Origin of the sequence: Nocardioides phosphati, from assembly GCF_014646375.1 — a bacterium.
In the GTDB taxonomy this organism is placed as follows: Bacteria; Actinomycetota; Actinomycetes; order Propionibacteriales; family Nocardioidaceae; genus Nocardioides; species Nocardioides phosphati.
Genome location: NZ_BMNI01000002.1, coordinates 338,972 through 361,439 on the forward strand (window position 1 = coordinate 338,972; position 22,468 = coordinate 361,439).

Genomic DNA, 22,468 nt, shown 5'->3' on the forward strand with positions numbered 1-22,468 from the left:
TGAGAGGCCCTCTCCCCAAGCCTTGTCTCACGCGTGTTGTGCGAGACGCCCCTCAAGGCCGCCGAGGACGATGCCCAAGCCCGTCGCGAAGTCTGCCGACTCGTCGCGTCCGCCCGCGCTCACGACGCCCTGCGCCTGGCGGTCGGCGACGTGCCCGAAGACGAAGTGGAAGAGCGTCCGGGCGCCCACGCGCGCCAGCTCGGGGTCCGCGCCGTTGAAGGCCAGCACCGACGCCATCCGCCGCAACGGCTCGTCGCCGCCGACCCCCTCGGCGCGGGCCAGCGCGATCAGCGCGGCGCCGTCGCGGTGGCGCAGCATCGTGTCGCGGAGCTCGAGGCAGGTCAGCCGGAGCTCGTCCTGCCAGCCGAGCACCTCGGTCGAACGCCGCCCTCGCGCCAGGATCTCGTCCGCGACCGCGCCGAGCAGCTCCTGCTTCGACGCCACGTGGTGGTAGAGCGCACTCGGCTGTACGCCGAGGTCCCCGGCGAGGCGCCGCATCGAGAGACCGCTCAGCCCGACCTCGTCGAGGAGGTCGATCGCCCGCCCGATCACGTCGGCGCGGCGGTAGCGAGTTGTCACGGACACGGGGCACAGCCTAACCTGAACATCGTTCAGGTAGCCCATGCCGTTGAAACCGTCGCGGGCAGTGAAGAGTCCGCCCGACGGGGCCGGGCAAGACCCAAGGAGCACCATGAGCACGCAGTTCGACCAGATCGCCGACAAGGTCCTCGCCGGCACGCCCGCGAGCGAGGCCGACGCCCTCGCCGTCCTGCAGGCTCCTGACTTCGAGCTCATGTCGATCGTCGCCGCCGCCGGCCGCCTGCGCCGCGAGCACTTCGGCAACACGGTCAAGGTCAACTACCTGGTCAACCTGAAGTCCGGCCTCTGCCCCGAGAACTGCAACTACTGCAGCCAGGCGCGCGGCTCCGAGGCCGACATCCTCAAGTACTCCTACCTCTCCAAGGACGACGCGATCGCCCAGGCCGGCGCCGGCCTCAAGGGCGGCGCCTCGCGCGTCTGCATGGTCTCCTCCGGCCGCGGCCCGTCCAACAAGGACATCGACAAGGTCGTCGAGATGACCGAGGCGATCAAGGACGAGTACGAGGGCGTCGAGGTCTGTGCCTGCCTCGGCCTGCTCAAGGACGGCCAGGCCGAGCGCCTCAAGGCCGCCGGTGTCGACGCCTACAACCACAACATCAACACCGCCGAGTCCAACCACGACAACATCGTGCAGACCCACACGTACGCCGACCGCGTGGACACCATCGGCAAGGCCAAGTCCGCCGGCCTCTCCCCCTGCTCCGGCCTGATCGCGGGCCTCGGCGAGAGCGACGAGCAGCTGGTCGAGGCGCTCTTCGCGCTCAAGGCCCTCGAGTCCGACTCGATCCCGGTCAACTTCCTGATGCCGTTCGACGGCACGCCGTACGAGAACACGTGGGAGCTCTCCCCGCAGCGCTGCCTGAAGATCCTCGCGATGGCGCGCTTCGTCTGCCCCGACAAGGAGATCCGCATCGCCGGTGGCCGCGAGATGCACCTGCGCTCGCTCCAGGGCCAGGCGCTCCACGTCGCCAACTCGATCTTCCTCGGCGACTACCTGACCTCGACCGGCCAGGACGCGCGCGACGACCTCGAGATGATCCGCGACAACGGCTTCGTGATCCTCGGCCAGGAGAACGCCTTCAACGACGGCACCTTCGACGAGGTCTTCAACGCTCCCCGTGGCGGCCACGCCCACGCTGCGGCCACGACGACCCCGTGTGGCTCGTCGGCCGGCTCGGCCTGCGGCGACGGCTGCGGTGGCTGCACGGCCCTCAACCCGGAGGCCAAGGCCGCCGAGGCTGCCGAGGCCGTCGACCCGCACAAGCCGGTGATCCGCCGCCGCGGCGCGGGCACCGAGGTCCCGGCGAACGCCTGACGCCTGATGGACACGGTGGTGGCGCAGGACCTGCTCGCGTTCGACCGCGAGCACCTGTGGCACCCCTACACGTCGATGACGGCCCCGACCCAGGTCCGGGCCGTCGTCGGCGCCTCGGGAGCCCGGCTCTGGCTCTCCGAGACCGGCTCCCCCGCTGACGCGGTCAACGTCGTCGACGGGATGAGCTCGTGGTGGTCGGCGATCCACGGCTACCGCCACCCGCGGCTCGACCAGGCCGTCAAGGACCAGGTCGACCGCTTCAGCCATGTCATGTTCGGCGGGCTGACGCACGCCCCCGCCGTCACCCTCGGGCGCGCGCTCGTCGAGCTCACCCCCGAAGGCCTCGACCGGGTCTTCCTCGCCGACTCCGGCTCGGTCGCCGTCGAGGTGGCGCTCAAGATGGTGCTGCAGTTCCAGCGCGGCCTCGGTGAGCCGGCCCGCCGGAGGTTCCTCACCGTCCGCGGGGGCTACCACGGCGACACGTTCCACCCGATGTCGGTGACCGACCCCGACGGCGGGATGCACGCGATGTGGAAGGGCGTCCTCCCCGAGCACGTCTTCGCCCCGCAGCCCCCGGCGTACGACGCAGCGACGGGCGAGATCGAGGCCTGGGCGACCGCCTTCAAGGCGGTCGCAGCGGAGCACGCGCACGAGCTCGCGGGCATCATCGTCGAGCCGCTGCTCCAGGGCGCGGGCGGCATGCACCCCTATCCCGTCGCGTGCCTCGAGATCATGCGCGAGGTCGCCGACGAGCACGGGCTGCTGCTGGTCTTCGACGAGATCGCCACCGGCTTCGGCCGCACCGGCCACCTCTTCGTCTCCGAGCTGGTCCGCCCCGACGTGCTCTGCCTCGGCAAGGCGCTCACGGGCGGCTACATGACGCTCGCTGCGGTGGTGACCACCGACCACGTGGCGCGGACGATCTCGGCCTCCGAGTCCGGCGTCCTCATGCACGGGCCGACGTTCATGGGCAACCCGCTCGCCTGCGCCGTCGCGATCGAGTCGCTGCGCGTCCTGACCCGCGCCGACTGGAAGGCGAACGTCGCGCGCATCGGCGAGCGGCTGCGCGACGGCCTCGAGCCGCTGCGCGGGCTGCCCGGCGTCGCCGACGTCCGGAGCATCGGTGCGGTGGGCGTCGTCGAGCTCGAGCAGCCCGTCGACGTGAAGGCCGCGACCGACGCGGCGATCGCCGCCGGCGCCTGGCTGCGCCCGTTCGGCCGGCTGGTCTACGCCATGCCGCCGTACGTCTGCAGCGACAACGAGGTCGACACCATCGTCGCGGCGATCCACGCCGCCACCCACGCATCACTGGAGGCCACGGCATGAACTGGGAGCAGTGGTTCGCCGACCGCGTCGCCGAGCGCGAGGCCGCGGGCCTCCGGCGCATCCTCAAGCCTCGAGGCGCCGGCGACCCGGTGATCGACCTCGCCGGCAACGACTACCTCGGCCTCTCCACCCACCCCGACGTACGCCGGGCGGCCGCCGACGCCGCCCTCACCTGGGGCGCGGGCGCGGGTGCCTCACGCCTCGTCACCGGCACGCTCGAGCTGCACGACGCGCTGGAGCGCGAGCTCGCGGCGTTCACGGGCTGGCCGGCAGCGCTCGCCTTCTCCACCGGCTACCACGCCAACCTCTCCGTGGTCGCCGCGCTCGTGGGCAAGGGCGACCTGGTCGTCTCCGACGCCCATGTGCACGCCTCGCTGATCGACGCCGTGCGGCTGTCGCGCGCCGACGTCGCGGTCGCACGGCACAACGACGCCGCCGACGTCGCGCGCATCCTCGCGGCCAACCCGGGCCGGCGCACGCTGGTCCTCGTCGAGTCGATCTACTCCGTGCTCGGCGACGCCGCTCCCCTGGCCGAGCTCGCGGCCCTGGCCGAGCAGCACGGGGCGCTGCTGGTCGTCGACGAGGCGCACGGCGTCGGCGTCGTCGGCGAGGGCGGCCGCGGGCTGGTCCACGCCGCGGGTCTCGCCGGCCACCCCCACGTCGTGCTGACCGTGACCCTGTCCAAGGCAATGGGCGCCCAGGGAGGCGTGCTGCTCGGCCCGGCGAGCTTCCGCGAGCACCTGGTCAACGCCGCGCGACCGTTCATCTTCGACACCGGCCTCGCGCCCGCGTCGACCGCCGGCGCACTGGCCTCGCTGCGCCACCTGGTGGGCCACCCCGACCTGCCCGGCGTCATCCGCACGCGGGTCGACGCGCTCGCTGCGGCGCTCGCCGTGGAGGCACCGGCCGGCGCCGTCCTCTCGGTGCCGATGCCGTCGCCGCAGGCCGCGCTCGCGGCCCAGGCTGCCTGCCTCGAGGAGGGCGTGCGGGTGGCCTGCTTCCGGCCGCCGTCCGTGCCCGACGGCGTCAGCCGCCTGCGCATCACCACGAACGCCGGCGTCCCCGACGCCGACTGGGCCCACGCCACCGACGTCGTCACCCGCGCCTCGAAGGAGCACCGATGAGCACGTCGCCGCGGGTCGTCATCGTGACCGGCACGGACACCGACGTCGGCAAGACGATCGCCACCGCTGCACTCGCCGTACACCTCGGGCAGCCGCTGGTCGTGAAGCCGGCCCAGACCGGCATCGCGCCGGGCAACGGCGAGGAGCGCGACATCGACGTCGTCGCCCGGCTCTCGGGCGCGCCGACACGGCAGTTCGTGGAGCTCGAGGACCCGCTCGCGCCCGACACCGCAGCCCGCCTGCGCGACGTCACGATCCCGTCGGTGCAGTCGCACGCCACGGCGATCCGGCACCTGCTCGCCGACCATCCGACCGTGGTCGTCGAGGGCGCGGGCGGCCTGCTGGTCCGCCTCGACACCGACGGCGGCACCCTCCTCGACCTCGCCGCCGACCTGGCCAAGCGCGAGCCCGTCGCCGTGTACGTCGTCACCCGGGCCGGCCTCGGCACGCTCAACCACACCGAGCTCACCGTGCAGGCCCTGCGCCACGCGGGCCTCGAGCCGGCCGGCCTGGTCATCGGCAGCTGGCCGTCGGAGCCCGACCAGGCCTCGGAGCTGAACCGGACCGAGCTCGCCCGCGTCACCGGCGTACCGGTGGTGGCCGTGCTGCCCGCGAACGCCGGACGCCTCGCCCCGGAGGAGTTCCGGGCCCAGGCCCCCGCCTGGTTCACGTCCTAGTCCCCTGCCGCCGGGGCGGCGCAGACTCGCAGCAGAAATGCGTCGAGGCGGCGCAAACCTGCGGATCTCGCGCAGGTTTGCGCCGCCTCGACATGCTCCGGACGTCGGTTTGCGACGCCTCGGCAGCCTTCAGGCGTCGGTGTGCGACGCCTCGGCGCGGGAAGGTCAGTTGGCGGCGGCCAGCTTCTGGACGGCCTCGGTGAACTTCGCGACGATCTCGGCGTCCTGGGACGGGTCGGTGCCCCAGGCGTAGGCGTGGGAGAGCTCGATCTCCTCGACGACCTTCGCGCCGGCAACGCCGGCGGACTTGCGGGTGTCCTGGTGCGCCCACTGGCCACCGAACTGGCCGACGGCGGTGCCGACGACAGCGGTGGGCTTGCCGGTGATGGAGCCGGCGCCGTACGGACGCGAGGCCCAGTCGATGGCGTTGGCGACGACGGCCGGCGTCGAGCCGTTGTACTCGGGGACGACGAAGAGGAGGCGGTCCGCGGAGGCGACAGCCTCGCGCAGCGCGACAGCGGCGGCCGGCGCAGCGTCGCCGTCGATGTCCTCGTTGTAGAACGGGATGTCACCGAGGCCCTGGGCGATCTCGATGGTCACGCCCTCCGGGGCCTGCGCCTGGACGGCCTCGACGAGCTTGCGGTTGACGGAGTCGGCGCGAAGGGAGCCGACGAGAGCGAGGACCTTGGTCACGGGAGTTCTCCTGGGAGTGAAGAGCGGATAGTGGACATGTCAACGAAGCCGTGCCCGGATGCATTCCCGGCACCGCTTCGTGATCTGGGCCACATCGCCCCTGCGGACGTCAGCGCTGGTGGTGCTTGCGCAGGCCGTAGGTGACGCTGTCGGTCAGCGCCTGCCACGAGGCCTCGATGATGTTGGGGCCGACACCCACGGTGACCCACGACGAGGCACCGTCGGTGGTCTCGATGAGGACCCGGGTGATCGCGTCGGTGCCGTGACCCTGGTCGAGGATCCGGACCTTGAAGTCGATCAGCTCGAACTTCGCCACCTCGGGATAGGCCTGGCCGATCGCCTGGCGCAGCGCGTGGTCGAGCGCGTTGACCGGGCCGTTGCCCTCGCCGACGACGACGAACCGCTCCCCCTCGGCGTGCAGCTTGACCGTCGCCTCACAGGTCGCGTCGTGCCCGTCGGGCTGCGTCTCGGTGATGACCCGCCACGACTCGACCTCGAAGTACGACGGGCGACGCCCCTCGACCATCTCGACCAGCAGCAGCTCGAACGACGCGTCCGCAGCCTCGAAGGTGAAGCCGCGCGACTCGAGCTCCTTCACCTTGTCGGTGATGGCGGTCAGCAGGCCCTTGTCGCCGGACAGGTCGAAGCCGAGCTCCTTGCCCTTGAGCTCGATGCTCGCGCGGCCGGCCATGTCGGAGACGAGCAGACGCATGTCGTTGCCGACGCCCATCGGGTCCATGTGCTGGTAGAGCATCGGGTCGACCTTGATCGCCGACGCGTGGAGCCCCGCCTTGTGCGCGAACGCCGACGTGCCGACGTACGGCTGGCGGGAAGCGGGCGGGACGTTGGTGACCTCGGCGATGCCGTGGGCGATGCGCGTGGCCTCGCGGAGCAGGCCCTGCGGCAGGACCTGGCGGTCGAGCTTGAGCTCGAGGTTGGCGACGACGGAGATCAGGTCGGCGTTGCCCGTGCGCTCGCCGTAGCCGTTGATCGTGCCCTGCACGTGCGTCGCGCCCGCGTCGACGGCCGCGAGCGTGTTGGCGACGGCGCACCCGGTGTCGTTGTGGCAGTGGATGCCGACCCGGCCGACACCGCTGCCCAGGGCGTTCGCGTGGACGTCGGCGACGACGTCGGCGACCCAGGAGGGGAGCATGCCGCCGTTGGTGTCACACAGGGCGGCGACCTCTGCGCCCGCCTCGAACGCCGTGCGCAGCACCTCCAGCGCGTAGGCCCGGTTGTCGCGGTAGCCGTCGAAGAAGTGCTCGGCGTCGAGGAAGACACGCTGGCCCTCGGCCGTCAGGTGGGCGACGGTGTCGCGCACCATCGCGAGGTTCTCCTCGAGCGTGGTGCGGAGCGCGAGCTCGACGTGGCGGTCGTGCGACTTCGCCACGAGGGTCACGACCGGAGCGCCGGAGTCGCGCAGGGCCGCCACGAGCGGGTCGTCGGCAGCGCGTACGCCGGCACGGCGGGTGGCGCCGAACGCAGCGAGCTTCGCGTGCTTCAGGTCGAGCTCGGTCGCCGCGCGACGGAAGAACTCGGTGTCCTTGGGGTTGGCACCCGGCCAGCCGCCCTCGATGAACCCGACGCCGAGCTCGTCGAGCTGGCGGGCGATGGCGAGCTTGTCAGCGACGGTGGGGTTGAGCCCCTCCTGCTGCATGCCGTCGCGCAGCGTCGTGTCGTAGACGTGGAACGCGCCCTGCAGGTCCATCGGTCCCCACTCTTGGTAGATCGGTCTCGCAAATGATTCGGTGCAGCAAACAAAAAAACCCCTCGCGGACGAGAGGTTGCGCGTCGGCCGGTGTGGCTGACGCGCTAGCGAATGATGATCGTGCACTGCATGGCGGCCATTGTGCCATGCCCATGGCATGTCCACATGTGCGAGCCCGGCCCGTCCCACGTAGACTGCCGCTCGGGGGCAATAGGGAGGAAGTACCACGTCATGCGCATCAGTCAGCTCAGTCAGGCCGCAGACCTGCCCGTTGGCACGGTCAAGTTCTACCTGCGGACCGGGCTCCTGCATCCTGGTCGGGCGACCAGTGCCACGCAGGCGATCTACGACGAGAGCCACCTCGAGCGCCTTCGCCTCGTGCGTGCGCTCCTCGAGACCGGCAAGCTGAGCCACGCCGAGATCCAGCGGGTGCTGGCCGCGCTCGCCGCGCCGCAGGCGTCGCCCGACGCTGCTCCGCTCGACACGATCGAGATGGTCTCCCTGGCCACCGCCGAGTCGACGGATGTCGACGCCGCCCACATCGACGTGGCCGCGGCGCGTGAGGTCGTCGAGCAGCTCGGCTGGAGCATCAGCGAGCACTCCCCCCATCTGCCCGCGCTGGCCAACGCGCTCGCCGCTCTGCAGAGCATCGGAGTGGCGCCCACCGCCGAGCGCATGCGCGTCTACGCCGAGGCCGCCTCCCACGTCGCCCGCAACGACGTCGCCACGGTGACCGAGGCCGAGCCCGCCGTCCGCGCCCTGGTCGCAGCCGCCGGCACGGCGCTCTACGACGCCTTCTTCACCGCGCTGCGCCGCCTCGCTGTCGAGAACCAGATCGCCCGCCAGCGCACCCGCGTGCCGGGCCAGCGGGTCACCACGATCCCGTCCGCCTGACGCACCGCGCCCCACGCCCGTACGCCGCAAGCGGCCAAGCTGTCACCGTGACAGCTTGGCCGCTTGTGACATTGCGGCGGTGTCACGTCAGCCAACGTTCACCGTGGGCGCCCGATCGTGCTGACCCGCGCGGCGGTCGGGAGCACCGTCAGTGCAGCCAGCTCTTCCAGTCAAGGTCCCAGGGCGCCTCGCTGAGCGGCGCCCACTGCACGCCGTTGCTCCGCAGCGACCACGCCAGCGCGGCAGCGAGGGCGAGCATGAGCGCGGCGGTCAGCAGCCAGCCGCCGCCGGTGCGCGCGAGGGGGTTCAGGAGGCCGCGAACCGGACGGCGCAGGCGGGCGGATCCGGGCCCGAGCGCCAGGCCGAGGCCGACCCCGAGGCCGGTCCATGCCGGCCACTGCCAGTGCGGGGCACCGGCCACACCGGCGATCAGCAGGGCGACGCCCCCCACCGCGGCGGCGGCCAGGCAGAGCAGGAGCGTCACCGGCAGCGACACGAAGAGGTCGACGGGGGTCATCACGAACGAGTGCGGCACGTCGTACCACCGCTTGCGACCACGCGCCTCGCGGCGCGAGCGGTGACCGTCGGCGGTCACCGCGCCCCAGCGGAGGACGGCGACCACGAGCGCGAGGCCCGCGAGCACCGGCACCGGCGCGGCCGCGACCCCGGCGGCAACGAGGAGCAGCAGCCCGAGTCCGAGGGTCCAGCGGCGGAGCCGCTCCCCCACCGGCACGCGGGGCCTGACGGGCGGCTCCGACCAGAGCGGCGGCTCCTCCTCCAGGTCGGCGTCAGCGAGCACGACGCGCTCGGGCGGCAGCACCTGCGTCGCCGGCGCCTGCGCCTGCGGAGGTACGCCGGCCGGTGCCGCGACCGGAGCCGTCAGCGCAGCAGCCGTGGCCGCAGCGGACGGCGCGCGACGTGCGTCGAGCACCCGGACCAGCGCGCCGAGGGTGGGCCGCCGCAGCGGGTCGGGGTCGAGGGCAGCCTCGACGGAGATGCGCAGGGCCGGGTCGAGCCCGGTCAGGTCGTGCTCGCCACGGCGTACGCGGTCCATCACCGCCATCGCGTGGCCCGAGCCGTACGGCGCGTTGCCGGTGCCGGCGAAGGCGACCGTCGCGGCCCACGAGTGGACGTCGGCGTGCGGGCCGGGCTCCTCACCGCCGAGCACCTCGGGCGCGAGGTAGCCGGGCGTGCCGAGCAGGAAGCCGGTGCGCGTGATCTTCGTGTCGTTGCCCAGGCGCGCGAGGCCGAAGTCGATGAGCACGGGCGTCATGCCGTCGAGCACGACGTTGGAGGGCTTCACGTCGCGGTGCAGCACACCGGCGCCATGGACCGCCTGGAGCGACTTGGCCAGGCCGATCGCGAGCCGCCGCAGGTCCGCGCCACCGAAGGGCCCGTTGTCGGTGACCTCGTCGTGGAGCGACGGTCCGTCGACGTACCGGGTGGCGACGAAGGGAACCGGGCCCCACGGGTCGGCGTCGATGATCTCGGCGACGTACGGCGACTGCACGCGCGACAGGGTGGCGACCTCGCGCTCGAGGCGCGTGCGTGCCTCCTCGTCACCGACGACGTGCGGGCGGAGCACCTTCAGCGCCGCGAGGCGGCCGCGCTCGTCCTCCGCGAGGTGGACGACACCCATGCCGCCCTCGCCGAGCCGGCGGAGCAGCGTCCAGTCGCCGACCCGGACCTCCTCCACGCTCAGACGACCTTGTGCATCCAGCCGAAGGTGTCCTCCGCGCGACCGAACTGGATGTCGACCAGCGCCTGGCGGATCTTCGTGGTGAGCTCGCCTGCCTCGGTCGTCGGGGCCGGCGTCTCGCCGCCGTCCCACTTGAGGGTGCCGACCGGGGTGACGACCGCGGCGGTGCCGCACGCGAAGATCTCGACGATGTCACCGCTGGCGACGCCGTCGCGCCACTCGTCGATGGAGAACTTCCGCTCCTCGACCTTGTGGCCGAGCCCGCCGGCGATCTCGACGATCGAGGCGCGCGTGATGCCCTCGAGGATCGTGCCCGTGGTGGACGGCGTCACGACGGTGCCGTCCTTGAAGACGAAGTAGAGGTTCATGCCGCCGAGCTCCTCGACGTACGTCGACTCCTGGGCGTCGAGGAAGACGACCTGGTCGCAGCCCTGGGCGTAGGCCTCCTGCTGCGCGACGAGGGACGAGGCGTAGTTGCCGCCGGTCTTGGCGTCGCCCATGCCTCCGCGGCCGGCGCGGGTGTACTCCGTGGTGAGCCAGAGGGTGACCGGCTTGAAGCCGCCCTTGAAGTACGCACCCGCGGGCGAGGCGATGACCATGAACGTCACGTGGTGCGACGGGCGGACGCCGAGGAACGTCTCCGAGGCGAACATGAAGGGCCGGATGTAGAGGCTCTTCTCGCCCTCGGGGTCCGGCACCCAGCGCGCGTCCGCGCGGACCAGCGCGTCGACCGCGCCGACGAACTCCTCGACCGGGAGCTCGGGCAGGGCCAGGCGGCGGCTCGACTTCGCCATGCGCTCGGCGTTCTTCTCCGGACGGAACGTCCAGATCGAGCCGTCGGCGTGGCGGTAGGCCTTCATGCCCTCGAAGGTCTCCTGCGCATAGTGCAGGACGGCCGTCGCCGGGTCGAGCGTGATCGGGCCGTACGGCGTGATGCGCGCGTCGTGCCAGCCCTTCTCCGGGGTCCACTCCACCGTGAACATGTGGTCGGTGAAGAAGGTGCCGAACCCGGGGTCGGCCAGGATCTCCGCGAGGCGCTCGTCGGTCACGGGCTGCGTCGCCGGGGTGGTGCTGATCTGCATGGGGCTCACGGTATCCAACCTCCGGATGAGAAAGGGGCCAAGAAATGCCAGAGACGCCGGGCCCGATCAATGAATGACCGTGCCCGGCGCCCCGATGAGTGGGGGTGCGGGCCTCAGCCGGCTACGAGGGCGGCGATCGCGTCGCCCACCTCGGAGGTACGCCGGGCGGGAGCGCCCTGGCGGCTCTCCAGGTCCTTGACGATCGCCGCGTCGACAGCGGCGGCCGCGTCGGCGTAGCCGAGGTGGTCGAGCATGAGCGCGACCGAGCCGATGGCGGCGGTCGGGTCGGCCTTCTGCTGGCCCGCGATGTCGGGGGCGGAGCCGTGGACCGGCTCGAACATCGACGGCGTGGTGCGGTCGGGGTTGACGTTGCCCGAGGCAGCCAGGCCGATGCCACCGGTGACGGCGGCGGCGAGGTCGGTGACGATGTCGCCGAAGAGGTTGTCGGTGACGATGACGTCGAACTGCGACGGGTTGACGACCAGGTGGATCATCATCGCGTCGACGTGCTGGTAGTCGACCGCGACGTCGGGGTACTCCGCGCCGACCTGGTCGACCAGGCGGGTCCAGATCTTGCCCGCGTTGACGATGACGTTGGTCTTGTGGACCAGCGTGAGCTTCTTGCGGCGCTTCTGGGCGCGGGCGAAGGCGTCGCGGACGACGCGCTCCACACCGAACGCCGTGTTGAGGCTGACCTCGGTGGCGACCTCGGCCGGGGTGCCGACGCGGATCGAGCCACCGTTGCCGGTGTAGGGGCCCTCGGTGCCCTCGCGGACGACGACGAAGTCGATGTCGCCGGGGTTGGCGAGCGGCGAGGCGGCGCCGGGGAAGAGCTTCGACGGACGCAGGTTGACGTAGTGGTCGAGCTCGAAGCGGAGCTTGAGCAGCAGGCCGCGCTCGAGGATGCCCGGGGGCAGGTTCGGGTCGCCGGGCTTGCCGCCGACGGCGCCGAGCAGGATCGCGTCCTGCGTGCGGATCTCGTCCAGCACCGAGTCGGGCAGGACCTCGCCGGTGGCGAGGTAGCGCTCCGCACCGAGGTCGTAGCTGGTCTTCTCGAAGGTCACTCCCCCACCGATGAGCGGGGTGGCGGCGTCGAGGACCTTGAGGGCCTCGGGCACGACTTCCTGGCCGATGCCGTCACCGGGGATGACGGCGAGCTTGATGCTGGTCATGACAAAGAAACCTAGTTGTCCTCGGGCGCGAAGCCCGCCGTGTCTCGCAGGTCAAGCGCCTGCGCAACGGCCTCGAAGGAGGTCGGGTTCTCCGGGTTGTGGTTGGCCGGGCCCCAGAAGGTGATCGGGTGGTTCATGGCGTGACTCCGTGTCGCGGGTGATGAGAGGGGGAAGGAAGACCGCAACGCCGAACACCGCGACGAGGTGGCCTTCCGTATCAGGCCCCGCCGCGGCAGTCGATGAGTACGAGCACGCCGAACATGGTGGACATACCGTACGTCGTGTTACGGGCATGTGTCATGAATTTCTCGAACCTCGCTCAGGATCCGAGATGGATGTCTCATGCACACGCCCCGAAAGGAACACTCCTCACATGAGCGCGCCCCCGGATCTGCCCGCCGTCGTGTCGCGCGCCTTCGACGTCTCGCGCCGGGCCGGCTACGTCTCGTTCTGCCGCAACGAGACCGGTCGCCTCCTCGCCGCCCTCGCAGCCACGCGCGCGGGAACGCTCGCCGAGTTCGGCACCGGCTGCGGCGTCGGCACCGCCTGGCTGCGCAGCGGCGTACGGCCGGGGTCGATGATCCTGACCGCCGAGCTCGACGCGAAGCTGGCCGGTGCGGCCCAGGAGATCTTCGTCGACGACCCGCAGGTCGAGGTGCTCGCCGCGGACTGGTCGACGCTGCGCGACAAGGGCCCGTTCGCGCTGCTCTTCCTCGACTCCGGCTCCCCCAAGGAGGTCGGCGTCGACTCGATCGCCGACCTGGTGGAGCCCGGCGGCATCGTCGTGCTCGACGACTTCGTGCCGTGCGCCGGCTGGCCGCCCGTGGCCGACGGCCGCGTCGACACCCTGCGCGAGGAGTGGCTCAGCGACGAGCGCTTCGTGAGCGTCGAGGTGATGGTCGCGGCCGACGCCTCCGCCGTCATCGCCACCCGCCGCTGACCCCCTGCTGATCCTGCACCCACCCCTGCGCACCTCCCGACGACACAGACGGGCGGGCCCCGGGGAACGTGTCCCCGGGGCCCGCCCGGTCAGTGCAGCTGCGTCGGGTCAGCGCCAGGCGCGGGCGTAGTCGACGGTGATCGCGGCCGGGAAGGGCGTCGCGGAGGTGGGAGCGTTCGTCCCGCCGCCGACGCCTGCGGTCAGGTCGAGGAAGAACGGCTTGTCGAAGGGCTGCGGATTGACCAGCGGCGAGCTCGGCAACCAGGTGCGCGAGTGGCAGAGCGTGCCGTCGACGAAGTAGTCCATGCGGTGCAGCGACCACTCGACGGTGTAGGTGTGCCAGGCCGCCGCGTTGGCGACGGCGCACTGGCCCATGTCGCCCGTGGTGCTGCCGGTGTAGTGCAGGTTCGGGAAGACCCCGTCGGCGTGCTGCGAGTACCACTCCGCGACGTCGATCTCACCGGAGGCCGGCCACGCGCCGTACGAGCGGTTCTGCGGGTTCATCCAGAAGCCGCCCTGGTAGCCGGCGCCGGCGTACGACGGGTACTTCATGCGCACCTCGAAGCGGCCGTTGGCCTGGCTGAACTTGCCCGAGGTGTTGATGTCCGCGCCGGTGTAGGGCGTGTCGAAGCTGCCGGAAGGCGTCGTGCAGGCGTTGGCGCTCGCGGAGCGGGTCACCGAGAGGACGGCGGTGCCGCCGCGGAGCGCGACGTTGCCGCCGCGGAAACAGGTGGCGTTGAGGGCGTAGCCGCTGAGCGCGGTGTTCTGCACGTTCCACTTCGAGGTGTCGAGGGACTTGCCGGAGAAGTCGTCGACGAACGAGCAGGACCAGTAGCCGCCGGTGCTCTTCGCGACCAGCGCGCCGCAGGCATCGGTCGTGGCCACAGCAGCGGAGGCGGACTGCGTCGCGGTCGGAGCGACCGCGAGGCCGGCGAGGAGGGCGAGCAGTGCGAGGCAGCGGACGAGCAGAGGACGCGGTGCAGAGAGCATGGCGAGGTCCTTCCAGGGCCTACGGGCATGCCTCGTCCCGGAAGAGGACATGCCTGTCTACAGGTGGCGCCACAGGGTTGTGGCCGTCCCAAGATCGGCGCCGTGACCGTGGCTCCCCCAAGCCAGACCGGTTTCCGTCGCCGTGCACCCTAGAGACGGCAGAGGCCCGGCGGCATGACGCCGCCGGGCCTCCCCGGATGATGTGACGCAGGTCTCAGACGCTGAGGTCCGCCGCGCGCACCGACTCGGCCTTGATCTCGGCCTCGACCAGGGCGAGCGTCTCGGCCGGGATCGCGGAGTCGACCGAGAGCGCGACCAGGGCCTGTCCGCCCTGCGCATCGCGAGCAACCTGCATGCCGGCGATGTTGACGCCCGCGTCACCCAGGAGGGTGCCGAGCAGGCCGACCATGCCCGGACGGTCCTCGTAGCGGAGGAACGCGAGGTGGTCGGTGAGCTCGACGTCGATGTCGAAGCCGTTGACCTCGACGAGGCGCTCGCGCTGGTGGATGCCGACCAGCGTGCCGGAGACGGAGACCTGCGAGCCGTCGGCGAGCGTGCCACGGATCGTGATCAGGTTGCGGTGGTCCGGGGACTCCGACTCGGCGACCAGACGCACCGCCGTGCCACGCTCGGCGGCGAGCAGCGGCGCGTTGACGTAGGAGACCTGCTCCTCCACGACGTCGGCGAAGACGCCCTTGAGGGCAGCGAGCTCGAGCACCTTGACGTCGTACTCGGTGATCTCGCCGCGGACCTCGACGTCGATCTGCTGGGCGACCTCGCCGGCCAGCGCAGTGAAGACGCGGCCGAGCTTCTCGGTGAGCGGGATGCCGGGACGGACGTCCTCGGCGATGACGCCGCCCTGCACGTTGACGGCGTCGGGCACGAGCTCGCCGGCGAGCGCCAGGCGCACGGACTTGGCGACGGCGATGCCGGCCTTCTCCTGGGCCTCGTCGGTCGAAGCGCCGAGGTGCGGCGTGGCGACGACGTTGTCGAGGGTGAAGAGCGGGCTGTCGGTGCACGGCTCCTTGGCGTAGACGTCGAGGCCGGCGGCCGCGATGCGGCCCTCCTTGAGCGCAGCGTAGAGCGCGTCCTCGTCGACGATGCCGCCACGGGCGGCGTTGACGACGACGAGCTCCTTCTTCGCCTTGGAGAGGGCGTCGGCACCGATCAGGCCGACGGTCTCCGGGGTCTTCGGGAGGTGGACGGTCAGGAAGTCAGCCTCGGCCATCAGCGTGTCGAGGTCGACGAGGCGGACACCCATCTGGGCGGCGCGGCCGGCCTGGACGTAGGGGTCGTAGGCGATGACCTTCATGCCGAACGCCGAGAGGCGCTGCGCGACGAGGACGCCGATGCGGCCGAGGCCCACGATCGCGGCGGTCTTCTCGTAGAGCTCGATGCCGGAGTACTTCGAGCGGGCCCAGACGCCGTCCTTGAGCGCGGCGTGCGCCGGGGAGACGTTGCGCGCGGCCGCGAGCATCAGCGCGACGGCGAGCTCGGCGGCGGAGACGATGTTGGAGGTCGGGGCGTTGACGACCATGACGCCACGCTCGGTGGCGGCCTTGACGTCGACGTTGTCGAGGCCCACGCCGGCGCGGGCGACGATCTTCAGCTTGGACGCGGCGGCCAGGGCCTCGGCGTCGACCTGGGTCGCGGAGCGGACCAGGATCGCGTCGACGTCGGCGATGGCCGGCAGCAGCTCGGCGCGGTCGGCGCCGTTGCAGTTGCGGATCTCGAAGTCGGGACCCAGCGCGTCGATGGTCGCGGGGCTCAGCTCTTCGGCGATGAGGACAACGGGCTTGCTCACAGCGGTTCCTCGAGGGTGTGTGGAGCGGATCAGGGCGGCAGCCGGAGGACAGTCGACTCCGGCAGGAGTGCACGACGCTGTGCGCGAGCCCTCACTCTACAGGGAGGGCGATGACGCGCAGGAGCGGGTTTCACGGCCGCACAGCGGGCTGTGCGGCCGTGCTCACGCGGCGGCGGGCCGGCGCGCGGAGACGCTCAGATCGCGCAGCCGTCAGGGCCGCAGGCGTCGTCACCCTCGAGGACGGTCAGCACAGGGTGAGCGTCGGACCAGGCGCGGTCGAGCACCTGCAGCAGGGCCTGGGACGGCTGGGCGCCCGAGACGCCGTAGCGCTTCTCGATCACGTAGAAGGGGACGCCGGTCGCGCCGTACGCGCCGGCCTGCTGCTGGTCGGCGTACACCTCGTCGAGGAACTCGGTGCCGGCCAGGACCTCGTCGACGCGCGCAGCATCGAGGCCGACCTCCGCGGCGAGGCCGCGCAGGACCGCGTGGTCGGCGACGTTGGCCGCCTCCATGAAGTACGCCGCGAGGAGGCGCTCCTTGAGCGCGCCCTGGAGCTTGGTCCCGCCGTCGTGCAGCGCGAGGTGGAGGAGGCGGTGGGCGTCGACGGTGCCGACGCGCTGCGACTGGTGGTGGCGCCAGAGCATGCCCTCCTCGGCAGCAGCGGCCTCGACCCGGTCGATCATCTGGCGACCGGCGGCCTCGCCCCCGCCGTACTTGCGGCCAAGCGCCTGGGCGACGGTCTCGACGGGCTCGGTGGGTGCGCCCGGGTCGAGCTGGAACGACCGCCAGGTCACGTTCACCTCGTGGGGGAAGTCGGCAAGGGCCTTCTCCAGACGGCGCTTGCCGATGTAGCACCAGGGGCAGACGACGTCGGACCAGATCTCGATCTCCATGGCCAGCACAACAGGTTGACACGTCCCCTTGTTCCCGGGGTCGCTCCCCCGGCCTCTCGGGGGTGATCTCAGGGTCGGGACCGGGGTCCTGCCCGAAGCGCAGCAGGGCCGTCCCGGGCGAGGCTCGAGGCCATGATCACCGTCGACTCCCTGACCCGGTCCTACGGCGCCCACGCCGCCGTCGACCACGTCTCCTTCACCGCCGAGCCCGGACGCGTCACCGGCTTCCTGGGCCCCAACGGCGCCGGCAAGTCCACCACCATGCGGGTCATCGTCGGCCTGACCGACCCTTCGTCCGGCACCGCCGAGATCCTCGGCCGCCGTTTCGCCGACCTGCCCAACCCGGGGCGCGAGGTCGGCGTCCTCCTCGACGCCTCCGCGCAGCACGCCGGCCGCACCGGCCGTGAGGTGCTGCGGATCAACGCACGCCTCATGGGGCTGCCCGCCTCCCGCGTCGACGCCATGCTCGACCTCGTCGGCCTGACCGACGAGGAGGCCGGACGCCGGGTGCGGAACTACTCGCTCGGCATGCGCCAGCGACTCGGCATCGCCTCGGCCCTGCTCGGGGACCCGTCGGTGCTGATCCTCGACGAGCCGGCCAACGGCCTGGACCCCGCCGGCATCCGCTGGATGCGCGACCTGCTGCGCGGTTTCGCGGATGACGGCGGCACCGTGCTGCTCTCGTCGCACCTGCTCAACGAGATCGAGGTCGTCGCCGACGACCTCGTCGTGATCGGGCAGGGACGGATCGTCGCCGCGGGCACCAAGCAGTCGCTGCTGGCAAGCGGCGAGACGCTCGTGCGTGCTGCCGACGCGACTGCGCTCGGTGAGGCCCTCTCCGCTGCGGGCCTCACCGCCACGGCCACCGACGGTGGCCTCCTCGTCACCGCTGACAGCGCCCGGGTCGGCCAGGTCGCGTTCGCGGCCGGGATCGCCGTCACCGAGCTCCGCGCCGCCGACGGCGCCCGCCTCGAGGAGATGTTCCTCGAGCTCACCGCCTCCACCTCCCGCGAAGGAGCAGCAGCATGAGCACCACCCTCTCCCCCACGGTCGCGCCGGCCTCCCCGGGCGTCCACGCCGACGGCGGGGCACGGCGTCTGGCGAAGCGGCCGGGGAGCGGAGCGACCGACGGCACGCCGGAGCGGATCCCGTTCGGGCGGGTGCTGCTCGTCGAGCTGCAGAAGATGTTCGACACCCGTGCCGGCTTCTGGCTGATGGCCAGCATCGTGATCGCCTCGGTGATCGCGACCGGCGCCACGGTGCTCCTCGGCGACCGCGACTCGCTCTCGTTCGACTCGTTCGCAGCCGCAGTGGGCAGCCCGATGTCGATCGTCCTCCCGGTGGTCGGCGTCCTCGCGGTGACCAGCGAGTGGAGCCAGCGGACGGCGCTCTCGACGTTCACCCTGCTTCCGAGCCGGCGCACGGTGATCGGCGCGAAGCTCGTCGACGTGCTCGCGATCGGCGCGGTCTCGATGCTGCTCGCCCTCGGCATCGGTGCCTTCGGCAACCTCGTGACGTCGCTGGTCACCGGCAACGACGCGGTCTGGGACATCACCGCGTCGACGTTCGCCAAGATCGTCCTGGCCAACGAGCTGGGCATGCTGCTCGGCTTCGCGCTCGGCCTGGTCTTCCGGAGCTCTCCCGCCGCCGTGGTCGGCTACTTCGTCGTGAACTTCGTGCTGCCCGGCATCTCGGGTGCGCTCGCCTCGTCGCAGCACTGGTGGGCCGAGCACGCGGGCTGGTTCGACCTCAACCAGACCCGCTTCCTGCTCTTCGACAGCAACCTGACCGGCGAGCAGTGGGCCCAGCTCGGGATCACCACGCTGCTCTGGATCGTCGTGCCGTTCCTGGTCGGCCTCCGGCTCGTGATGCGGACCGAGGTCAAGTAGCCGCGGCGAAATGGGCGAAGCCCCCGGTTCCCTTGCGGGAGCCGGGGGCTTCGACGTCGTACGTCGCGATCAGCGCGCAGCAGCGATGCGGAGCATCAACGAGCAGCGCTGCCCTCGACGTAGTCCTCGTCCTGCTGCTTCCAGGAGAAGAGGCCACGGAGCTTGCGGCCGGTCTCCTCGATCGGGTGCGCGGCACCCTTGGCGCGGAGCTCGAGGAACTCGGGAGCACCGGCGTCCTGGTCGTCGATGAAGCGCTTCGCGAAGGCACCCGACTGGATGTCCGCGAGGACCTCCTTCATGTTCTCCTTGACGCGCGGGTCGATGACACGCGGGCCGGAGACGTAGTCGCCGTACTCGGCGGTGTCGGAGACGGACCAGCGCTGCTTGGCGATGCCGCCCTCCCACATGAGGTCCACGATGAGCTTGAGCTCGTGGAGGCACTCGAAGTAGGCGACCTCCGGCTGGTAGCCGGCCTCGGTCAGGGTCTCGAAGCCGTACTGGACGAGCTGCGAGACGCCACCGCAGAGGACAGCCTGCTCACCGAAGAGGTCGGTCTCGGTCTCCTCGGTGAACGTCGTCATGATGACGCCGGCGCGCGTGCCGCCGATCGCCTTCGCGTAGGACTTCGCGAGCTCGAGCGCGGAGCCCGAGGCGTCCTGCTCGACGGCGATGATGTCCGGGATGCCGCGGCCGGCGACGTACTCGCGGCGGACGGTGTGGCCCGGCGCCTTCGGGGCGACCATGATCACGTCGACGCCCGCGGGGGCCTGGATGTAGCCGAAGCGGATGTTGAAGCCGTGGCCGAAGACCAGGGTGTCGCCCTCGGCGAGGTGCGGGGCGATGTCGTCGGCGTAGATCTTCCGCTGGTGCTGGTCGGGAGCGAGGATGACGATGACGTCAGCCTCCTCCACGGCCTCGGCGACCGTGAGGACCTTCAGGCCCTCGGCCTCGGCCTTGGCGATCGACTTCGAGCCGGCCTTGAGGCCGATGCGGACGTCGACGCCGGAGTCGCGCAGGTTGAGGGCGTGGGCGTGGCCCTGGCTGCCGTAACCGATGACAGCGACCTGCTTGCCCTGGATCAGGGTCAGGTCGGCGTCGTCGTCGTAGAACATCTCAGCCACGATGGGCTCTCCTTCTGGTGGGTTTGTACGTAGAGATTGTCAGGTGCTCCGACCGGAGGTCGAAGCGAGGTCAGTCAGCCGACAGCGGGCGGCGGGGTGGGGACGGCGACCGGGCGCAGCGTGCGCTCGGAGATCGAACGGGGACCACGGCCGATCGCGACCATGCCCGACTGGACCAGCTCGCGGATGCCGAAGGGCTCCACGACCTTGAGGAAGTCGGCCAGGCGCTGGCTGCTGCCGACGAGCTGGACGGTCACGGCGTCCGGGGCGACGTCGACCACGTCGGCCGAGAAGAGCTGGACCACGTCGAGGACCTGGCCGCGGGTCTCGGCGTCGGCCTTCAGCTTGACCAGCAGCAGCTCGCGGTTGACCGAGGAGGTGCCGTCGAGCTCGACGATCTTGAGCACCTCGATCAGCTTGTTGAGCTGCTTGGTGACCTGCTCGAGCGGGGTCTCCTCGACGTTGACCACGATCGTCATGCGCGAGACGTCGCTGTGCTCGGTCGGGCCGACGGCGAGCGAGTCGATGTTGAAGCCCCGGCGGCTGAAGAGCGCGGCGATGCGCGTGAGCACGCCGGGCTTGTTCTCGACCAGGACGGAGAGCGTGTGGCGGGCCATCAGAGGTCGTCCTCCTCGAAGCGCGGCGCGAGGTCGCGCGCGTACTGGATCTCGTCGTTGCTGGCGCCGCCGGCGATCATCGGCCAGACCATGGCGTCCTTGTGGACGCGGAAGTCGATGACGACCGGCTGGTCGTCGATCTCCATGGCCTTCTTGATCGTGGCGTCGACGTCCGCGGCCGACTCGCAGGAGAGGCCGATGCAGCCGTAGGCCTCCGCGAGCTTCGGGAAGTCGGGGATGCGGACCTTCTTGCCGTGGGCCTGGAGGTCGGTGTTGGAGTAGCGCTCCTTGTAGAAGAGCGTCTGCCACTGGCGGACCATGCCCAGGTTGTCGTTGTTGATGACCGCGACCTTGATCGGGATGTCCTCGATCGCGCAGGTCGCGAGCTCCTGGTTGGTCATCTGGAAGCAGCCGTCGCCGTCGATCGACCAGACGGTCGCGTCGGGGCAGGCGACCTTCGCACCCATCGCGGCGGGAACGGAGTAGCCCATCGTGCCGGCACCACCGGAGTTGAGCCAGGTGTTGGGGTGCTCGTAGGAGATGAACTGCGCGGCCCACATCTGGTGCTGGCCGACGCCCGCGGCGAAGATCGTCTCGGGCCCGGAGATCGCACCGAGGCGCTCGATGACGTACTGCGGGGCGAGGCCCTCGACCGGGGTGTCGTAGCCCAGGGGGTACTGCTTCTTGATGCCGGCGCAGAAGGCGACCCAGCCCTCGTAGTCGCCCTGCTGGCCGTCGGCCTTGAGCAGCGCGATGAGGTCGGTGAGGACCTCCTTGATGTCGCCCACGATCGGGACGTCGGTGTGGCGGTTCTTGCCGATCTCGGCCGGGTCGATGTCGGCGTGGATGATCAGCGCACCCGGCGCGAACGTCGAGAGGTCACCGGTGACGCGGTCGTCGAAGCGGGCGCCGAGGCTGATGATCAGGTCGGACTTCTGCAGGGCGGCGACCGCGGAGACGGTGCCGTGCATGCCCGGCATGCCGAGGTGCTGCGGGTGGCTGTCGGGGAACGCGCCCCGGGCCATCAGCGTCGTGACGACCGGGATGCCGGTCAGCTCCGCGAGGATCCGGAGCTCCTTGTGCGCGCGGGAGCGGATCGTGCCGCCACCGACGTACAGCACGGGCTTGCGGGCGGCGAGGATCAGGCGCGCGGCCTCGCGGATCTGCTTGGCGTGCGGGCGCGTGACCGGGCGGTAGCCGGGCAGCGTGATCTCGGTCGGCCACTGGAACGACGTGGTCGCCTGCAGCGCCGACTTGGTGACGTCGACGAGGACCGGGCCGGGACGGCCGGTCGAGGCGAGGTGGAACGCCTCGGCGATCGTGCGCGGGATGTCAGCGGCGTCGGTGACGAGGAAGTTGTGCTTGGTGATCGGCATCGTGATGCCGCGGATGTCCGCCTCCTGGAAGGCGTCGGTGCCGATCAGCGCCTCGGGCACCTGGCCCGTGATCGCGACCATCGGCACGGAGTCCATGTAGGCGTCGGCGATCGGGGTGACCAGGTTGGTCGCGCCCGGGCCGGAGGTCGCCATGCAGACGCCGACCCGGCCGCTCGCGGAGGCATAGCCCTCCGCGGCGTGGCCCGCACCCTGCTCGTGGCGCACGAGGATGTGGCGGATCTTGCTGTCGAAGAGCGGGTCGTACGCCGGGAGGATGGCGCCGCCCGGGTAGCCGAAGATGTCCTCGACGCCCGCGTGCTCGAGGGCCTTGACCAGGCTCTGGGCGCCCGTCACGCTCTCCGCGTCGGTCGCTCCGCTCCCCGCCTGCTTCGCACCGCTCATCGTGCTTCCTGTCTGCCGTGTCTTTCCAACAAAAAACCCCTCGGCCTGCCGGCAACGAGGGGATGACGCATGGAGTGATCGGGATTGTGTCCGTTTCAGCCCACGCGTCGCGTGCGTACGAGAAGAGTCCGCATGCGTCTAGGTTC

At 71.2% G+C, this 22,468-nt stretch carries 21 protein-coding genes; 8 read left to right on the plus strand and 13 right to left on the minus strand.

The genetic code is table 11. From position 1 onward, the window contains the following. Positions 1-27 precede the first annotated feature (27 nt). Positions 28-585, minus strand: a complete 558-nt coding sequence (locus IEX47_RS06605; protein ID WP_229662682.1) for a TetR family transcriptional regulator — start codon at positions 583-585, stop codon at positions 28-30. Positions 586-691: 106 nt separating this feature from the next. Here IEX47_RS06605 and bioB point away from each other — a divergent pair, with 106 nt between their 5' ends. From bioB to bioD, 4 genes are read left to right on the plus strand one after another with little or no spacing between them, the layout of a single operon-like run. Next, positions 692-1,915: a biotin synthase BioB gene (gene bioB, locus IEX47_RS06610; protein ID WP_188783198.1), complete on the plus strand. Its 1,224-nt coding sequence runs from the start codon at positions 692-694 to the stop codon at positions 1,913-1,915. 6 nt (positions 1,916-1,921) lie between these two features. After that, a complete protein-coding gene (locus tag IEX47_RS06615) occupies positions 1,922-3,241 on the plus strand; it encodes an adenosylmethionine--8-amino-7-oxononanoate transaminase (RefSeq protein WP_229662683.1) in 1,320 nt (439 codons plus the stop codon). After that, positions 3,238-4,365, plus strand: coding sequence for an 8-amino-7-oxononanoate synthase (locus IEX47_RS06620; protein ID WP_188783199.1), 1,128 nt, complete (start codon positions 3,238-3,240; stop codon positions 4,363-4,365). The genes IEX47_RS06615 and IEX47_RS06620 overlap by 4 nt, the downstream gene beginning before the upstream one ends. Then, a complete protein-coding gene (gene bioD, locus IEX47_RS06625; RefSeq protein ID WP_188783200.1) occupies positions 4,362-5,042 on the plus strand; it encodes a dethiobiotin synthase in 681 nt (226 codons plus the stop codon). The genes IEX47_RS06620 and bioD overlap by 4 nt, the downstream gene beginning before the upstream one ends. Positions 5,043-5,207: 165 nt before the next feature. Here bioD and IEX47_RS06630 read toward each other — a convergent pair whose 3' ends face one another. Together IEX47_RS06630 and cimA are read right to left on the minus strand one after the other, a co-directional pair. Next, positions 5,208-5,735 carry an NAD(P)H-dependent oxidoreductase gene (locus IEX47_RS06630; RefSeq protein ID WP_188783201.1) on the minus strand — a complete coding sequence of 176 codons (528 nt, stop codon included), beginning with the start codon at positions 5,733-5,735 and terminating at the stop codon, positions 5,208-5,210. 109 nt (positions 5,736-5,844) lie between these two features. Further along, the gene (gene cimA / locus IEX47_RS06635; protein ID WP_188783202.1) at positions 5,845-7,443 is read right to left on the minus strand and encodes a citramalate synthase; all 1,599 of its coding nucleotides are present in this window, start codon (positions 7,441-7,443) and stop codon (positions 5,845-5,847) included. Positions 7,444-7,674: 231 nt separating this feature from the next. Between cimA and IEX47_RS06640 the strand changes: the two genes are divergently transcribed. Continuing rightward, positions 7,675-8,337: a MerR family transcriptional regulator gene (locus IEX47_RS06640; RefSeq protein ID WP_188783203.1), complete on the plus strand. Its 663-nt coding sequence runs from the start codon at positions 7,675-7,677 to the stop codon at positions 8,335-8,337. A 148-nt stretch (positions 8,338-8,485) separates the two neighbouring features. On the opposite strand, the gene IEX47_RS06645 is transcribed toward IEX47_RS06640, so the two are convergent. From IEX47_RS06645 to IEX47_RS18095, 4 genes are all read right to left on the minus strand, one after another. Further along, the gene (locus tag IEX47_RS06645; RefSeq protein WP_188783204.1) at positions 8,486-10,033 is read right to left on the minus strand and encodes a serine/threonine-protein kinase; all 1,548 of its coding nucleotides are present in this window, start codon (positions 10,031-10,033) and stop codon (positions 8,486-8,488) included. A 2-nt stretch (positions 10,034-10,035) separates the two neighbouring features. Continuing rightward, the gene (locus IEX47_RS06650) at positions 10,036-11,118 is read right to left on the minus strand and encodes a branched-chain amino acid aminotransferase (protein ID WP_188783205.1); all 1,083 of its coding nucleotides are present in this window, start codon (positions 11,116-11,118) and stop codon (positions 10,036-10,038) included. Between the two features lie 113 nt (positions 11,119-11,231). Continuing rightward, the gene (locus IEX47_RS06655; protein WP_188783206.1) at positions 11,232-12,290 is read right to left on the minus strand and encodes a 3-isopropylmalate dehydrogenase; all 1,059 of its coding nucleotides are present in this window, start codon (positions 12,288-12,290) and stop codon (positions 11,232-11,234) included. A gap of 11 nt (positions 12,291-12,301) precedes the next feature. Next, the gene (locus IEX47_RS18095) at positions 12,302-12,427 is read right to left on the minus strand and encodes a hypothetical protein (RefSeq protein WP_268238954.1); all 126 of its coding nucleotides are present in this window, start codon (positions 12,425-12,427) and stop codon (positions 12,302-12,304) included. Between the two features lie 236 nt (positions 12,428-12,663). Here IEX47_RS18095 and IEX47_RS06660 point away from each other — a divergent pair, with 236 nt between their 5' ends. After that, positions 12,664-13,230 carry an O-methyltransferase gene (locus tag IEX47_RS06660; RefSeq protein ID WP_188783207.1) on the plus strand — a complete coding sequence of 189 codons (567 nt, stop codon included), beginning with the start codon at positions 12,664-12,666 and terminating at the stop codon, positions 13,228-13,230. Between the two features lie 108 nt (positions 13,231-13,338). On the opposite strand, the gene IEX47_RS06665 is transcribed toward IEX47_RS06660, so the two are convergent. The 3 genes from IEX47_RS06665 to IEX47_RS06675 all read right to left on the minus strand — a co-directional run bounded on the left by IEX47_RS06665 (position 13,339) and on the right by IEX47_RS06675 (position 16,917). Next, positions 13,339-14,220 carry a glycoside hydrolase family 16 protein gene (locus IEX47_RS06665; protein ID WP_188783208.1) on the minus strand — a complete coding sequence of 294 codons (882 nt, stop codon included), beginning with the start codon at positions 14,218-14,220 and terminating at the stop codon, positions 13,339-13,341. A gap of 214 nt (positions 14,221-14,434) precedes the next feature. Next, on the minus strand, positions 14,435-16,024 hold the full coding sequence (gene serA, locus IEX47_RS06670; protein WP_188783209.1) for a phosphoglycerate dehydrogenase: 1,590 nt from the start codon (positions 16,022-16,024) through the stop codon (positions 14,435-14,437). 194 nt (positions 16,025-16,218) lie between these two features. Beyond that, the gene (locus IEX47_RS06675; RefSeq protein ID WP_188783210.1) at positions 16,219-16,917 is read right to left on the minus strand and encodes a DsbA family oxidoreductase; all 699 of its coding nucleotides are present in this window, start codon (positions 16,915-16,917) and stop codon (positions 16,219-16,221) included. A gap of 132 nt (positions 16,918-17,049) precedes the next feature. Between IEX47_RS06675 and IEX47_RS06680 the strand changes: the two genes are divergently transcribed. Both IEX47_RS06680 and IEX47_RS06685 read left to right on the plus strand, forming a co-directional pair. Continuing rightward, the gene (locus tag IEX47_RS06680; protein ID WP_188783211.1) at positions 17,050-17,946 is read left to right on the plus strand and encodes an ABC transporter ATP-binding protein; all 897 of its coding nucleotides are present in this window, start codon (positions 17,050-17,052) and stop codon (positions 17,944-17,946) included. Beyond that, positions 17,943-18,806, plus strand: coding sequence for an ABC-2 transporter permease (locus IEX47_RS06685; RefSeq protein ID WP_229662684.1), 864 nt, complete (start codon positions 17,943-17,945; stop codon positions 18,804-18,806). Before IEX47_RS06680 ends, IEX47_RS06685 begins: the two co-directional genes overlap by 4 nt. Before the next feature lie 95 nt (positions 18,807-18,901). On the opposite strand, the gene ilvC is transcribed toward IEX47_RS06685, so the two are convergent. The 3 genes from ilvC to IEX47_RS06700 form a co-directional block, all read right to left on the minus strand. Further along, positions 18,902-19,927: a ketol-acid reductoisomerase gene (gene ilvC, locus IEX47_RS06690; protein ID WP_308423255.1), complete on the minus strand. Its 1,026-nt coding sequence runs from the start codon at positions 19,925-19,927 to the stop codon at positions 18,902-18,904. 74 nt (positions 19,928-20,001) lie between these two features. Further along, positions 20,002-20,544, minus strand: coding sequence for an acetolactate synthase small subunit (ilvN, locus tag IEX47_RS06695; protein WP_188783212.1), 543 nt, complete (start codon positions 20,542-20,544; stop codon positions 20,002-20,004). After that, on the minus strand, positions 20,544-22,322 hold the full coding sequence (locus IEX47_RS06700; RefSeq protein WP_188783213.1) for an acetolactate synthase large subunit: 1,779 nt from the start codon (positions 22,320-22,322) through the stop codon (positions 20,544-20,546). Before IEX47_RS06700 ends, ilvN begins: the two co-directional genes overlap by 1 nt. Positions 22,323-22,468 lie beyond the last annotated feature (146 nt).